The organism is Pedobacter sp. UBA5917 (assembly GCF_002432345.1).
Classification (GTDB): Bacteria; Bacteroidota; Bacteroidia; order Sphingobacteriales; family Sphingobacteriaceae; genus Pedobacter.
The window spans coordinates 1-17,067 of the sequence record NZ_DJDT01000336.1 but is presented as its reverse complement, the minus strand read 5'-3'; the positions used below and the strand labels follow the sequence as shown (position 1 = coordinate 17,067).

Sequence of the window (17,067 nt, the reverse complement as noted above, 5' to 3'; positions counted from 1 at the left end):
TTACCGAAGAACGCCCGTCAATCCCAGGTGCAGGGAAATCAAAAAACAGGTGCAAAATAGAACAATTAGCACTACCAAACATAAAACGCAGTGGTTTTGTGCTGTTTTAGCCGAACCGTTAACTGAGTACTTGCCGCACAAACCCCGAAGGGCTCAATCAGACAAAAGAAAATAAATAAAAAACTGATTAAACAGAGTGCCATTGTTTTTTTGATGTGTATGGGCCTTGTGTGAGTGCACATTGCTGGATTGACGAAGCGCTTTGGGTACTTTGGCGCTCCAAAATGCGTAGCATTCTTGAACACAATTAAAAACAACATTAACAGTGAAAAACTACCATGCCCCCGCGGCATAGTAGCGGAAAAAAATATTAGTGTTTGAGTCTATACGATTGAATAACTATCCGGTCCGCTCGAAATAATGATCACTAAACCTTAATGTTCTTAATTTCTTAATGGTCAATTTTATCTTAATAGACTAAAGACTGTAGACTAAGGACTTCCAACTAAAATTATTCAGTTCGCTCAATACTAAAAGCACGGTCTTCCTTATTAAAACCCACTTTTGGATAATAATCGAAAGCGGTTGGTACCGATAACAATAAAAGCATGCATTGCGGACCAAGCTTTTCGCGGGTTTGGGCAATCATTTCCTTGCCGATTCCTGAATGTTTAAGGTCTGTATACACGGCAAGATCTGATAGGTAAGCACACCAGACCCAATCGGTAATGGTTCTGCAAATGCCAACAAGTTTATCGTTATCCCAGGCTGTAATCAGTAAATCTGCATTTTTTAACATCAATGCGATTCTTTCAGGTTCAGTTGGCCTTTTAAGTCCTGCTTTAATAAATAAGTCTATTACTTCTTCCGCATTGGGGATGATATCTGATTTATAGGTAATGTTCATATGCTAAATTACAAAAGATTTAGATTACGGATGGTAAAAATGCGACATGATTGGTTTTTTGAATATTGGTTAACTGTATGAATCGGTTAACTGGTTAATTGTTTAAATCGGTTAATCGAATGCTGACGCTGAACTAAACTATTTCTTCTTAAAAACAATATCTGTATATTAGCTTTTATTAATGTACTCCACACAAACTCTAAGCGATAATGAGCTGATTGATCTTCTTAAAGAGGACAATCAAAGTGCTTTTGCTGCCATTTATCAAAGATATGCCGAATCGTTGGCCGGCTTTGCTTCTTCTAAACTTTACAATTTGGATGATGCCCGCGATGTTTCGCACGATCTGTTTGTAAGGCTTTGGGAAGACAGGCATAAACTGGTGATTACAGGTAATCTTCAATCTTATCTTTTTGCAGCCATCCGTTACCGCATTATCGATAAAATCCGCCGCAATATTACCAGGCAGGAGTATAGTGCAATGAGGCAATCGCTCGAAGAAAGTTATGATGCAAGTTTGGAACAGCAGCTTGATGCGAAAGAACTGCAGCAGAGTGTTAACCTGGCGCTGGAGGAATTGCCTACCAAAACCAGACAGATTTATCAGATGAGCAGGGTAGAGCACCAAACGGTTGCCGAAATTGCCGGTCAGCTCGATCTTTCGGAACAGACGGTAAAAAACCAGTTAACCATCGCGTTAAATCATTTACGTAAAACATTAAGCCGCCCGGCAATGATCTCTTTTCTGATCTGGTGGTGGCTTAAATAGCCTTTTTATACTAAACAAAAATATTTTTATTTTTTTTCGGTACTACCACTTTACTTGTGCGACAATTGTGAAAAGCATGAGATATGAGTCGTAATAATATTGAAGATCTTTTAGACCGTTACCTTAAAAAGGAAACTACCATTCAGGAAAATGAACTGGTAGAAGCGTGGTTTGCTGCACAGGAACAGGATCAGAACGAATGGCACATGTTGGATAAAACGGCGAGGGCAGCATGGTTAAATGAACTGTTCGGCGATATCCAGACTACTATTGGCGAAAATACCGGCAAGGTGGTGGTAATGAAACCGAAAAACAACCGCTTGTCCAGGATTATTTCTATTGCTGCGGTTTTGGTTATCGCCTTTGGCTTATTGTGGCAATGGCCTGCAATCAAACAATTGTTTAACCCACAGGAACTGGAAACGCTACAGGTAGCAGCCGATCAGAAAAGAGAAATCGTGTTAAGTGATGGCAGTAAGATCGTGATCAATGCCGGTGCTGAATTTAAATACCCAAAAACTTTCGATGGAAAAACGAGGGAAGTTTACCTTAGTGGCGAAGCTTATTTCGATATTAAACACGATAGCTCAAAGCCTTTTATCGTACACACCGGAAAAGTTATGACCACAGTATTGGGTACAGCTTTCGATATTAAGGCCGATCAATCATCAAACGCGGTAGTGGTTACGGTAACAAGGGGCAAGGTAAGCGTATCCGATGGGAAAAAACTCATTGGATATATCACCCCGGGCAGGCAGATCAGTTACGACGTAAAAAAACAGAAACACATAGAAAAGGCCGCCGATATTGCCGAAGTTTTAAGCTGGCAGGATACCGAAATCCATTTTGATGATACCACATTTGCAGAAGCTGCAAAGAGCCTTCAACAACGTTTTAAAATAAACATTGCCTTTGCGAACGATAAAATTAAAAACTGCCGCTTTACCGGGGCCGCATTAAAAGGAAAAAATATTAACCAGATACTAAAAGTAATATGCGCTTTTAACAATGCCACTTTCCGTTATGATAAAGCGGGCAGTATCATTATAGAAGGAAAAGGCTGCGATTAAACAGATATAATAACCCAAGCTTTCGAAGGCTGTTTGCCAGGCAGATAAGCCAAATTAACCTGTGAGCCGACGGGAATCGGTTCACAGGGGATCCCGGAGATTACCGGGAAATGTTTCAAATCAATTTCGACATTCACTTAAAACTTTTAAAAATATGAATTTTTCTGCACATAAGCAGGAGCGGGGATCGTTATGTCCGCTTGCTAACAAAATTTACCACAAAAACCCAATTATACAGATTATGCGTATCGGTGTTATTGCCTTCATCATATTAACGGCAAGTTTACAGCTCATTATGGCCATTCCGGTTAAGGGACAAGATATGACCGTTGAAAAAGTTGCTGTAGGACTCAAAGAAGAACCGATCCTTAATGCCATCAGGCAGATTGAAAAACAAACAAGCCTTCGCTTCTTTTATCAAAGATCCGAACTGAAAGCTTTCGATAAACAGAGCCTTCCATTGGGCAGGCGTACTGTTGAGCAAACTTTATATGAGCTACTGCAGAACACCGGCTTATCTTTCCGCCAGATTGATCAGAGTATTTTAATCAAAGGTAACGATCGTACTCCGCAGTTAAGAAGGAAAATTTCGGGCGCGGTTTTTACGAGCGATACCAAAGAGGCTGTAAAATTTGCTTCGGTAATGCTGATCAGAAAATCAGACCTTCAGATTGTTGGGCAGAGTGCAACCGATATTAACGGACATTTCGAATTAACCACTTCGGATGATGCCGTACACCTGATCAGGGTTTCACTTTTAGGTTATCATATATACAGTAGTGCTATTGATGATCAAAAAGATATTGTGCTGCCATCAATTTTTATCGAACCAGATCCAAAAGAGTTAAAAGAAGTAATTGTTTCGGCCCGCTCGCCTTTAATTAAACAGGAGGTAGACCGTTTAAGTTACAATGTTCAGTCTGATCCCGAAAGCAAATACAGCAGTTTGTTGGACATCATGCGTAAAGTGCCATTATTGAGCGTAGATGCCGATGAAAATGTAAAACTGAAAGGAAGTTCGAGCTTTAAAGTGCTTATCGATGGACATGCTTCATCGTTAATCGTCAATAATCCAAAGGATATTTTCAGGAGCATGGCTTCCAGCAATATTTTAAGGATCGAGGTAATCACCATTCCACCAGCAAAATATGATGGGGAGGGCCTTGCCGGTATCATTAACATTATTACCATAAAAAACAGGATCGACGGTTATAATGCAAACGTGGGGGCCAGCTATAAATTCCCCAACGGATTGAGAAGAAACGGAAGTTTAAATTATAAACGTGGTAAATTTGCATTATCTACCTATGGTGGCTGGAATGATATCAATACGCCCTACACCAGCTTTTCAAATTTCAGACAGAGCCTTACTTCAGCAGCAGTTACCAATCAGTTAGGGGCAGCAGAAACCAAAAGTGACCAGGAATTTATTTCAACCCAGTTGAGTTTTGAAGCCGATAGCCTTAACCTTTTGTCGGCGGTGGCGAGCTATAGCGGCGGTAGAAGCCATCGTACCGGAACTGTTTTAACCACACAGACCGACAATGTTTTTCAGCAATACCGTATTGATAACGACGGCCGGACCAAACAAAGTGCCTACGAACTTGGAATGGATTATCAAAAGGGATTCAGGAGAAATAAAAGCCAGTTACTTTCTTTTTCTTACCGTTTCAGTAAAAGTGATAATAATCAGTCTAATATCTTAAATGTTTCTGAGTCAATCAATACCACCCTAGGCAATTCCGATCAGAACAATACCACAAAACTTAATGAAAATACGGCACAGGTAGATTATGTACACCCTTTAAATAAATTAACCATTGAGGCCGGTGCAAAAGTAATACTGAGAAATACCATCAGTGATTTTACCTCTAACGAAGCCTATTTGGTTACCATTAAACCAATTACAGGAATTGCAGACAATAACCACTTTAATTATCAGCAAAATATTTTTAGCGGATATAACTCTTACCAGCTAAACTTAAAAAAATGGACTTTAAAAGCAGGTTTAAGGATCGAGAGCACCAGTATAGCTGCCGATTTTGCAGATGTTACTGATTTAAATATACCGGATTATACCAATCTGATTCCTTCGGTGGCCATTCAGCACAAACTATCGCAAACAGGTAACCTTAATTTAGGTTATACAGAAAGGATATTAAGACCGGGTATTTTACAGCTGAACCCTTATGTTGACAGGCAGAACCCTAATTTCATCTCTTTTGGTAATCCGTTATTAAAACCGGAGTTGAACCATACTTTCAGTTTTACCTTCAGTTCATATCAAAAATTTGGCATCAGTACGGGCCTCAGTTATTCTTATTCCAATAATACCATACAAAGCATTAGTAAATTGGGTGAAGATGGCATTACCCGGACCACTTTCGGTAATTTGGGAAGCAACCAAAGCATAGAATTTAATGTAAACATCAATTACCCGATTACAGATAAATTAAACTTTAGTTTTAACGCACAGGTGGCCCGGATGAGGTTGAAAGGAATGATAGGAGCTGATTTTTACAACAGATATGCTGTAACAGGAAGTGGGATAGCCAATTTTAACTACAATTTGGGAAACGAGTGGAAAACGACGCTACTTTTACAGTATTATAGTCCGGCTGTTACCTTACAGAGTACTTCTGTACCATATTATTATAGCTCCATTGGCCTGTCGAAAGCTGTTTTTAACAAAAAGTTTGTGATTTCGGGATCCATGAGCAATGTTTACCGTAAATATCTCGATTATGAGATCACCTATAAGGATCCACGTTTTAGCCAGATCAGCCATAACGATATTGTATACAGAAGATTTAACCTGGGTATCAGTTATCAGGTAGGTAAACTCCGCGATAGTTCGATTAAAAAGAACAAAAAAACGGTTCAAAACGACGATATCAAGGTGATTAAGAGCGTTATTCCGGTTAATTAGTTCATTGGTTCACTGGTCATTTGTTCATTGGTGGGGTTAACCGGTTAATTGTTAACCCCTCGACTACGCTAAGGGGTTAACTAACCTTAGATGCTGAATCCGCTAAAATGTCCTCTTACTCCGCTTAGGATGACTTTTGCGTTACTTGACTAAAGACTGCAGACTAAGGACTTTGGACTAATTAACCAGTTAACTGCTATAAAACGTTTAACTGCTATTTTGATTATTGGTTTTTAATCATTGGTTATTAGTGCTTGATTATTGATCATTGGTTCTCGATTATTGATCATTTGATATTTCACATAATGAGATTAAAATATTTATTATATGTTTGTAAACAAAGTTTATAAATGTAGTGGTCTTTTATGCTAACCAACAATAAAGCGCGAAATTATTAATGGAGTCTAATTCTGTACCGTCGAGCAGTCAATCAGCTTTTGATGCATTAGATGCCTGTTGCAAGACCATTATACAGAAAATCGGACCAGCAAATATCGAAGATTGGCGGGTATCAGATTATAACCGCTTAAGCAGCATGTTGGGTAAACAAACTAAAGTATACCTTAGCATAAATACCCTTAAAAGATTATTCGGTCAGTTAAAAACCCCTCAGCGCTATTTTCCCCAAAAAGCAACCAGGGATGCACTTGCCCAGTTTATCGGTTATCGCGATTGGCAGGAGTACGAACTGGTTATAGCGTCGCAGTTTGTCGAAATAAAACCTGAAAGACAGGAGAAAGTAGCAGAAATAGAAAAAGTTGAAGAAATTAAATCCAAATTTTACCGAAATTATATTTATACAGGTATTTCGGTTTTTCTGCTGCTCATTTTAGCTATTGGTTTTTATATCTGGAAATCTGCTGCTGAACCCACCGGAATAAAATTGATATGCGAAAACCCTTTCGGTAATGTTCCGCATACTGCGGTTTTCAGGCTCGAATCAAAATCAGTGCTTAAAGACAGTGATGACTTTAAGGTCGATTTTATGGATGAGGCGCTTCAATCATCCATCAGTGGTAAAAAAAAGATTGCCAAGTTTTTTAGAAATCCGGGCGTAGTATACGTTACGCTTTTATACCACGACAAACCTATCGATACGGTTTCTGTATATATGCAAACCAAAGGCTGGGTGGCCAATTCGGGCAACGATACCTCGAGGGCATATCCTATTGCTGGTCTTAAACCTTTAAATCCCAAAAATATCTATGTTTCAAAAGAACAGTTAGATTCGGCCGGTTTAACCACAAACAAACCTTTTCTGGTCGGTTTTAGCAATATTAAACCCTCCCATATCAATGGCGATAACTTTGTTTTTAATTGCCGTGTTTTTTCAGAACAGAATAGGCCGGGCACACAATGTGTAGAAACTACGGTTATTATTTTGGGCGAAAAACACCGCCATCTTTTAACCCTGAACAGGAGTAATTGCGTGGCTTTCTCGCAATATAAATTTTCCGAAACAAGAGTACTGGGATCCGAACAGTTTTTGGGCAATATGGCATTCGATCCCAGCAATGGCGGAGATATTGAAATCAGGGTGGTAAACAAAAAAGCCATGGTAAGCCTCAACGGTAAAGCGGTACTTGCTACCAGTTACAAACAGTCAATTGGTAAAGTGATGGGTATCAAGATATTATTTAGTGGTATCGGCAAAGCCATTTCTCCAAGATTACAGGATTTATCTACCGCGGAAATCTTCTAAATGCTTATCTTTTTCCTCTTCTCATATCATTAATTCCCTGAATTAAACCCTGGATATCCTGTCCATTTATTTTTTGAATGATATTGTAATGTGCTGTTATATAGTTTTTTAGCTGTACATTCTTTTGCTTTTTGTTTGTACGGGCGATTACGTTGGCCCGCTTTTTTTTCGCTTTATCTTCGGGTTAACCAAATATACCGGAGAGTTTACCAAACAATTCTTTGGACTACAAGCGCTTAAAAAATTAAACAAAACTATATGAGAATCAATTACCTATTATTGGGAGGGGTTTTACTGGCGGGCTATGGAAATAGTTATGCCGGAGCTAAATTTTCTCCTTTAATAAGCCCTGAAACCAACCACAGGGCCAATTATTCACTCCGCGAATCGAACATACGTTTTCTAAAGGTTTCCGGTTATGTAAAAGACGAGCTGGGTTCGCCATTACCGGGCGTTTCGGTTAAAGTGGTGGGAAGCAAAAAAGTAGTGGTTACCGATGGAAAAGGCTTTTATTCCATCGATGTTGAACCTACCGATCAGCTCGAATTTATATTTGTGGGCTATAAGCAATACACTACATCGGTACGCAACAAAGTTGATATCAATGTAACGCTCGAGCCCGAAACTGGAAGTTTGCAGGAGGTAGCCATTGTTGCCTATGGTAAACAGAAGAAAACCAGTTTGGTTGGCGCACAGGTTACGGTGAAGGCCGAAGAACTTAAACTTCCGGTAAGAGATCTGGCATCGGCCATTGCAGGGCGTATGGCAGGGGTGGTTGCCTATACCAGGAGCGGCGCACCCGGTGCTGATGCCACCTCTATTTTTATCCGCGGTATCGGCACTTTTGCATCCAGTCCGCAGGCCCCGCTTTTGGTAGTAGATGGTGTTCCGGATAGGAGCATCAATAACATCGATCCGGAGGACATTGATAACTTTACCATTTTAAAAGATGCGGCCTCAACAGCGATTTATGGTACCAGGGGAGCCAACGGCGTAATCATTATCAACACCAAAAAAGGTAAAATCGGCAAACCGCAGATCAACGCCGAAATTAACCAGGCCGTTAATAAATTTACCGATCTGCCTACTTTTATCGATGGCCCCAACTTTATGCAACTGTATAATGAAGGCTTAATCATGCGCGGCCGCACCCCTTTATACACCAAAGCCCAGATTGATAAAACAGCAAGTGGTACAGATCCCGATCTAAGCCCCAATGTGGATTGGTACGATGTACTTTTCAAAAAATATGCGCAGAATAAACGCGCCACACTGAACATCAGCGGGGGTTCCGAAAATTCTACTTACTACATATCAACAGGTTATTTTGGCGAAACAGGTCTGTTTAAAACAGACGATGTTCAAAGCTACAATTCGGCCTTATCGTACGATAGGTTTAATTTTACCAGTAATCTCGACGTAAATGTAACCAAAACCACCAAGCTGGCACTGGGGATCAATGGGTTTATCGGCACCAGGAACCAGCCAAATTATGGTACTGATGCTATTTTTGCCCTGGCAACCTCATCTGCACCACATGTTATCCCGCCACGTTATTCAAACGGACAATGGCCGCAGTTGGCGGGTTCTGTAATTAGTCCTTATATGGCTTTAACCCAATCGGGCATTACCAATAACTCAACAGGTACGGTACGTTCTAACCTAAAGGTAACGCAGGATTTAAGTATGCTGATACAGGGCTTAAATTTCTCCACCATGTTTGCCTTCGATTTAAATAATAGCATCAATTACTCGAGGAGCAGAACATTGCAGACCTATTGGGCAACAGGGCGCGATGCAAACGGCAATTTAATTACCCAGATTACTTCGCCCGGTACAAACGACCTCGCTTTTGGGACCAGCCGTTACGGCGATAAACGTTTTTATACGGAAAGTGCCTTAAACTATTCGCGCAAATTTGGCGACCATGATATTGGCGGACTTTTATTGTTTAACCAATCAAATTATACCGATGCCACTGCGAATGTAGAAAACTACGGTTATAAAGCAGCCATTCCATACCGCCAGCGCAACTTTAACGGAAGGGTAAGTTATGGTTATAAAGACAGGTACTTTGCAGAGGTAAGTGCTTCTTATTCAGGTTCTGATGCGTTTATTCCTTCCAGAAGATATGGTTTCTTTCCGGCTGTTGGTGCAGGCTGGATTGTATCGAACGAAAAATTCTTTAAATCGATTAAAAATGTGATCTCTTATTTTAAATTGAGATATAGCTACGGCGTATCGGGCAACGCGGCGGTGAGTAATCCCGATTTCAGGTTTTTATATTTAACTACACTCGGTAATGGTGGTGGTTATACTTTCGGCGAACCCGGCTCTACCCAGGGTTTTACCGGATATAGCGAATCGCGTATCGGAGGTGATGTAAAATGGGAGAGTTCTTACCGAAACAATCTGGGTATCGAATTAAACTTCCTGAATAATGATTTACAGTTAATTGTTGAGCTTTTTAAAGAAAAACGCGAAGGTATTCTGCTTCCCAACCTGGTAATTGCCTATAATTCGGGCTTTACATCGGGCAATATTCCATATAACAATATCGGAAGAACCAAAAACAAAGGTATTGATGTAACCTTAAATTATACCAAAAACTTTAATGAGGATAGTTTTGTCAGTTTCAGGGGAAGTTTTAACTACAATAAAAATTTAGCTGTTTTTGATGGCTTGCCGCCTTGGCGTTACGATTATTTAAACAGGATCGGACAGCCCATCAGTCAACGCTTTGGTTATATCGCTACCGGCTTGTTCCAATCGCAGGATGAGATCGATAATGCTGCGGTTCAGTCTGGCGATGTTAGGATAGGCGATATCCGTTATAAAGATTTAAACGGCGACGGTATCATCAATTCGAACGATCAAACGGCCATTGGTTATGGCGCTACACCGCGTATCATTTACGGTTTAAATTTTGGCGGTGGTTATAAGGGGTTTGATATCGCACTTTTCTTTCAGGGAGCTGCCCTCGTTGATTTTAATTATGCCAGCGGTTTCGGAACCACACCATTTACCCAGGGGGCCACTTATGGCAACATGTATGCACAGGTATTGGATAGATGGACACCGACCAATCCCAATCCACGCCCGTTTTACCCACGTTTATCAACCAATCAGGATAACACAACCAATTATTATACCAGCACCTGGTGGATACAGCGTGCAGATTACCTGCGCTTAAAGAGCGCCGAAATTGGCTATACTTTCAAAGGTGAATGGATGAAAAAAGCGGCCATTAAAAAAATCAGGGTATTTACCAACGGCACCAATCTGCTCACTTTTTCGCCATGGAAATTCTGGGATCCTGAACTTGGCGACGGAAGGGGCGCAACTTATCCCAATATTACCTCTTACAATTTAGGACTACGCGTTAATTTTCAATAAAAGAACCATGAAAAATATTAAGATAAAATTACTGGTATTTACGGCATTATGCTGTGTTGCGCTGTTGCCGATGAGCTGTAAAAAAGGCTTTTTTGACGCCGTGCCCGATAATCTGGTAACCGTTGACGGCGTTTTCCAGAATAGGGCCCAAACCGAAAGGTGGCTGGCCGGATTGTATTCTTCCATCCCCGATCCATGGGATATGCCCTATAATTACATTAATTCCATTACAGCCGATGAAATGGATGCCAGTAACTGGACCAATCCACCGATAAACAGTGGTGCATTAAATGCCGATCAGAACTCATCGGGTATGAATGCTTTTTACGAAAAAATCAGGTTGTGTACCATCTTTCTCGAAAATATAGACCGTAATGAAGAAATAAAAGCATTGGTAAATGGTGCCGACCTGATTAAACAATATAAAGGCGAAGCACAGTTTTTACGTGCTTACTACTATTGGATATTTATGAAACAGGTTGGTCCGGTGGTAATTGCCCCCTTAAAATCGGCTTCACCAGAGGATAATTTTCAGATTCCGAGGAGTTCGTGGGATGAAAGCGTAGCCTTTGTACTTGCGCAGATGACAGAGGCCGAAAAGAATCTGCCATTGAACAATTATATCAACGGAACAGCCGATCTGGACATCACAAAAGCAGGCAGGATCAATAAAATTATAGTTGCCGCAGTAAAATCGCAGATATTATTGTACCATGCAAGTCCGCTATTTAACGGGAATACCGAACTGTCGGATTTTAAAAATTTAGATGGCAAGCAGTTATTCAATCAAACTTACGATGCCACAAGATGGAAAGCAGCAGCCGATGCCGCAAAAGCAGCCATTGATCTGGCCGAGGCGAACGGTAAGGCCATTTATAAAGTAAGCAGTACCACACCATTTAAAGCGGCATTTTTATCCTGCAGGGATTTGTTCTGGAGCGGATGGAAAACCGAAGGGGTCTGGTTAAGGTCGTCAACTTCTATTTCTGGTTCGTGGGAATCATCGGCCGTACCGCGCTCTACCCAGGGTACGGGATATAACGGTTTGGCTGTTGTACAGGGCTTGGTAGATGATTTTAGAATGGCCGATGGCAGCAATATCAACGAGAGTGCTGTTTATAAAGAAAATACCTACACCAATACCGGAAACGAATATTATGTGGCCGGTACCAATACCATGTACACCAACAGGGAACCCCGTTTTTATGCAGATGTTACTTTTAATGGTGCGGTAAACCCTGCTGTAGCTAAAACAGGGGCCAATAATGCAAGAGTTGAGTTTTTTAATACCGGAACATCGGGCAAGGCCGGCGTACCGAGAGATTGGCCCAAAACAGGCTATACGGTAAGGAAAAATATCCACCCAACATTTAGCATGAACCCTTACGTTACTGTTGCGCGTCCGGCTATGCTCATCAGGCTTGCCGAATTGTACCTCAACTATGCCGAAGCCTTAAATGAATCAGACCCTGGACATCCCGATGTATTGAAATACCTTAACCTGATCAGAAACCGTGGCGGTTTGCCAGATTTGGCTACAGGAATTAACCAGGCCGATTTACGCAAACAGATCAGATTGGAAAGAAGGATAGAGCTCTGCTACGAAGGTGGCAACAGGTATTACGATGTACGCCGTTGGAAAATCCCGAATCTACCCGGATCAAATCAGGGCGGGGCATTTTACGGGATGAATATGGATGCAGGTACCAGTTTATCAGATCCCAGTTTCCATGTGCGTACCGTAGCGTTTACAAGGGCCAGCTGGCAGCGCAGGTTTTATTTTCTGCCTTACGGGCAAAATGAAATGGATAGGAATAAGCAATTGGTTCAATTTCCGGGTTATTAAAAATTAAGATCATGTACATTAAAAATATAAAAGGAGTGGCTATCACAGCCGCCCTTTTAATCGCTTTTGCAGCGTGCAAAAAAAATACCTCATACGAAGAGCAAACAGATTCGAAAGAAAAAACACAGATTTTTGTAGCGAAAGCCAATGTTGGCCTTCAAAATTTAAATATTTTCCCTTATGCCGAAGAAGCACGGACTTTTAGGTTTAATGCCCAATTTGGCGGATTAGGTTTACCTAAAAACCCCATCGGTATTACTTTTGAAATAGATAACAGGGCATTCGATAGCTTAAATGTGATCCGTAAAAACAATGGATTGGCACTTTACGAAAAATTCCCTGCCGATGCCTATAGCTTCGATAATTTAAATGTTACCATTCCCCAGGGCGAGGTGTCATCAAATTTTGTTAGCCTCAAATATTTCTCCAGAAAATTCGATCCTGCAAAAGATTATCTACTGCCTGTTAGTGTAAAAAATGCATCAGGATACCTGATCAACCCCGGCGTAAAAACCGTACTGATCGTTGCACCGAAATTAACGGCAATACTGGCATCAAAAGTTGGGTGGACAGCTACCGCAGATACGGAAGAATTAGCAGGAGAAGGTGCTGTGAACGGTAGGGCCGCAGCCTCGATTGATGGCGATGTCAACACTTTCTGGCATTCCTCGTGGAGCGTATCAGAACCACCTTTTCCACACTGGATCAATATCGATATGAAAACAGCCATTTATGTTACCCGGATCGATCTGGCGGTAAGACAGAATTATACCAATGGGTTCCGGAAATTTAATATAGAAGCCAGCAACGACGGAACAACATGGGAAACCATTGGTGCCAATCTGGTTATGGATCCGGCCATTAAAGCTTTTCAGTCTTATCCGGTAACACCTGGTTTTAGAAGGTATATCAAAATTACAATGACAGAAGGTTACACAGGTTCAACACCATCAACAAGTTTAGCTGAAATAAATGTTTATCGTTACTAAAAACATACCTCCATGAAAAAAAACACAACATTTTTGATTTTATGCTCCCTGATTGCCTTTTTTGTATCAACATCATGCAAAAAAGCAGTGGTTGCACCAACCGGCGGTGAGCCAACAGTGCCGAAAAAGGCAACTACGGGCAACATCGTTACACAGACCAGAAACCTGGCCGTGGTTTATTTTATCCCCTCTGATCTGGATACTTTGCCCAATTGGAAAAAACGTTTGAGCGATGTGATGTTATATGCCCAAAACTGGTATGGCACTAACATGAACAATGCGGGATATGGCTTTAAAACCTTTGGTTTAAAACAGGATGGAACAAGTGGAAGGGCCGAAATTGTATTGATTAGGGGTACCAAACCAAAAACAGGTTATGGCACTGCGGCAACAGGATACATTACCGAAATTGATGCCTATTTTGCCTCGCACCCGGGTTTAAAAACCAGCAATCACGTATTGATCCTTATACCTGCATTTGGTTACGATAACAATACAATAGAAGGTCCACAACCTTTAGAAGGGGTACAGCCTTTTTATGGTTATGGTAAATATTGTTTCGCAAACGACAATGTTTACATGGATATGGCCTTAAAGGGCGTATTAAATCCTGGCCGTAATAACTTTGCCAAATGGGTTGGCGGTATGATGCATGAGCTAGGTCATGCTTTTAATGCTCCGCACGATAGGCAATGGGTATCGCAGGGCAATTATGCCAATGGCACCAATGCCAGCTACAAAGAACCTATTATGGCACTTAGTAACTATTATTTGGAAGTAAGGCCCAGTTTTTTAACCGATGCAGAGGCAGCTATATTTAATGCCTGCGAAGTGTTTAATAACGACAGCAAGACCTATTATGGTTCGATAACGGCAAGAATAAATAGGATTTATGCCAATTATGATGCCGGTTTAGGGGCCATAGTGGTTTCGGGTAAATACGCCAGTAGTGGAACAGTTAATAAAATATTATACTATAACGATCCTAATGTAAACAACGAGGGTACCGGTACCAATAAAGACTATAATGCCATTACCTGGGCATCCAGCCCGATAAGTACAGATAGTTTTAGGGTGGTAATGCCCATTGCTGAACTAGCAGTTAAAACAGATGGTATCCCTTACGAGCTTAAAGTAAAATTGGTACATGATAATGGCGAAGTTAACGAAACCATTTATGCCTACACTTTCCAAAGCGGTTTGCCTGTGCTCGATTTTTCTACGAGAACAGAACTGTCGAAAACAGGGTGGTCTGTGGCTGGCTTCAGCTCGCAGGAAACCGGGCAGGATGGCAGGGCCATTAACATTATCGATGGATCAGCATCAACATTCTGGCATTCGAGATGGTCAACAAGCGCAACCAGTTATCCGCATTTTGTAACCATCGATCTGGGCTCGGTTAAAACGGTAAATGGAGGTTTGGCACTTACCCAACGCGAAAATGCAAGCAGGGCCATTAAAGATTTCGAATTGTTGATCAGTAGTGATGGAATTAATTTTACAAGCGTATTCAATAAACAGGCGGCCAATAATGATGGAACCCAGTATTTTAATTTCGGTTCGCCCAAAACCTTCTGTTATTTCAAAATTATTGCGAACAACTCGTGGGACGGGACGCAATTTGCTGCCCTTTCCGAACTAGGATTATATTAATTCTTCAATGGCATCAGGTGGTAACACCTGATGCTGTTATGGTTTAGTAGATCAGGATTTTAGCCATGGATTTACACATCTGCCCGTTCGTTCAGACGGGGATAAACACAGATTTTATGGCTATGCATTTTTTTCTCTTTCTCTCTCATTTAAACAAGTAAAGTGGCGTCGGGTGTTACCACCTGACGCTCTTGTTTTTCCGATATTCTAAATTGCCGATACTTTTAATACCACGCTTGTTCTGTAAGCATTAACCTCGGGGTTAAACCCTACCTTCATTAAAAAATCTCCTGAATATATTTTGTTACTATCAATCGGCGATTTTGTGCCCGGATAAAGGTTAATTTCTTCAATTTTATAGTTTTTGGCAGGATCTAAACCTTTTAACCTGATCGGTAGTATCACTCCATTGGTAAAAAGTGTAGCCACATGATAATTAAATACGATAGCCTGATCTTTCGCATCGTTTACGTAGGCCATCGAGGCGATTTTATTCTCGTAGGGATCCTGCAAACGGTATTGCTGTCCATGCCAAACAATGTCTTTAAAACTGTTATAGGTTTTAATGACATTCTGGCTAAAAAGCAGGTCGTTTTTACTCAGTTCATTTACGCGTATATCATAACCAAGTTTACCCATCATGGCCACATCTGTTTTAAATTTAATGGGCTGTTTTCCCATATCCGTAATGTGGTTATCTACTGCAATTGAAGGGAAATAGTACGAGTATTCCCATTGGATAAAAATGCGGTCGTAAGCATTGGTATTGTCGCTTGGCCAAAACTCGGTAAAATACTTTAGTGCGGCATAATCTACCCTCGATCCTCCGCCTGCACAGAGCATCATTGGTGTTTTAGGGTATTTTTTTCTGATGCGCTCCAATACATTGTTCAAGCCTTTAACATATTCAAGGTAAAAATGATCCTGGTTTTTTAAAGTAGCTGAGTTGGCATTATAGATTAACGAATTACAGTCCCATTTTATAAAAGCAAGTTCCGGTACCTCTTTAAAAATATTGTCAACTGTTTCGTATATAAAATCCTGAACCTTGGGATTGGTAAGATCAAGCACCAATTGATTACGCATATAGTATTCCTTTCTTTCCGGCTGACGGATAATCCAATCGGGATGCTTTTCATATAGTTCACTTTTAGGGTTAACCATTTCAGGTTCAATCCATATCCCAAATTTTACACCATTTGCCGTTGCTTCTTTACCCAGCGTACTAATCCCGTTTTTAAGCTTTTGCCTGTTAAATTGCCAGTCGCCAAGGCCAGATGTAGCACCATTACGCGGATATTTGTTCCCAAACCATCCATCATCCAATAAAAACACATCAACGCCCAGTTTTTTGGTATCTTTTATTAATTCGTTCAGTTTTTCATCATTAAAATCGAAATAAGTAGTCTCCCAGTTGTTTAAAATGGTCAATCTTTCTCCTTTTCCATCCAATAATTGATAGTTTCGGGCCCAGTCCTGTAGGTTTCTGCTCGCTAAACCTTTTCCTGCATCCGAATAGGTGTACACAAAATGCGGCGTAATAAAGTTTTCACCTGCTTTCAAAGAATAATTGGATGAAAAATTGTTAATCCCTGCGGTAATCCTTAGATAATACTCGTCAAAAGTTTCAAAATCGAGTTTAAAATTACCTGTCCAGGCGAGCGATCCTGCAATTACCTCACCCAGGTCTTCTGTAGCCGGCTGATCGATCGAAACCATAAAAGATGAAGAGTGGAGCAGGTTGGTGCGTGTACCCAGTTTCGAATCGATGGTTTTTATGCCATGTAAAAGCTGTTGTTCTTCCGA

General features: G+C 40.8%; 10 protein-coding genes. 8 read left to right on the top strand and 2 right to left on the bottom strand.

Going from position 1 to position 17,067, the window contains the following annotated elements:
- Positions 1–511 precede the first annotated feature (511 nt).
- Positions 512–907 carry a GNAT family N-acetyltransferase gene (locus tag B2V92_RS23280; RefSeq protein WP_293312619.1) on the bottom strand — a complete coding sequence of 132 codons (396 nt, stop codon included), beginning with the start codon at positions 905–907 and terminating at the stop codon, positions 512–514.
- A gap of 181 nt (positions 908–1,088) precedes the next feature.
- Here B2V92_RS23280 and B2V92_RS23275 point away from each other — a divergent pair, with 181 nt between their 5' ends.
- The 8 genes from B2V92_RS23275 to B2V92_RS23240 all read left to right on the top strand — a co-directional run bounded on the left by B2V92_RS23275 (position 1,089) and on the right by B2V92_RS23240 (position 15,261).
- Positions 1,089–1,676: an RNA polymerase sigma factor gene (locus tag B2V92_RS23275; protein WP_293312618.1), complete on the top strand. Its 588-nt coding sequence runs from the start codon at positions 1,089–1,091 to the stop codon at positions 1,674–1,676.
- 83 nt (positions 1,677–1,759) lie between these two features.
- The gene (locus B2V92_RS23270; RefSeq protein ID WP_293312616.1) at positions 1,760–2,746 is read left to right on the top strand and encodes a FecR family protein; all 987 of its coding nucleotides are present in this window, start codon (positions 1,760–1,762) and stop codon (positions 2,744–2,746) included.
- Between the two features lie 154 nt (positions 2,747–2,900).
- Positions 2,901–5,675, top strand: a complete 2,775-nt coding sequence (locus tag B2V92_RS23265) for an outer membrane beta-barrel family protein (RefSeq protein WP_293312614.1) — start codon at positions 2,901–2,903, stop codon at positions 5,673–5,675.
- A gap of 397 nt (positions 5,676–6,072) precedes the next feature.
- Positions 6,073–7,377 (top strand): hypothetical protein, encoded by a 1,305-nt coding sequence (locus B2V92_RS23260; protein ID WP_293312612.1) that lies wholly within the window; start codon positions 6,073–6,075, stop codon positions 7,375–7,377.
- A 258-nt stretch (positions 7,378–7,635) separates the two neighbouring features.
- Positions 7,636–10,773 carry a SusC/RagA family TonB-linked outer membrane protein gene (locus B2V92_RS23255; protein WP_293312610.1) on the top strand — a complete coding sequence of 1,046 codons (3,138 nt, stop codon included), beginning with the start codon at positions 7,636–7,638 and terminating at the stop codon, positions 10,771–10,773.
- A 7-nt stretch (positions 10,774–10,780) separates the two neighbouring features.
- Entirely contained in the window at positions 10,781–12,619 is a 1,839-nt protein-coding gene (locus tag B2V92_RS23250; protein ID WP_293312608.1) for a RagB/SusD family nutrient uptake outer membrane protein, read from the top strand.
- A gap of 11 nt (positions 12,620–12,630) precedes the next feature.
- Complete coding sequence (locus B2V92_RS23245; RefSeq protein WP_293312606.1) at positions 12,631–13,608, top strand: discoidin domain-containing protein; 978 nt, start codon at positions 12,631–12,633, stop codon at positions 13,606–13,608.
- A 12-nt stretch (positions 13,609–13,620) separates the two neighbouring features.
- Positions 13,621–15,261, top strand: coding sequence for a discoidin domain-containing protein (locus B2V92_RS23240; protein WP_293312604.1), 1,641 nt, complete (start codon positions 13,621–13,623; stop codon positions 15,259–15,261).
- 207 nt (positions 15,262–15,468) lie between these two features.
- Here the strand turns inward: B2V92_RS23240 and B2V92_RS23235 are convergent.
- Positions 15,469–17,067, bottom strand: a 1,599-nt coding sequence (locus tag B2V92_RS23235; protein WP_293312602.1) for an alpha-galactosidase, incomplete at its 5' end; no start/stop codon positions are given.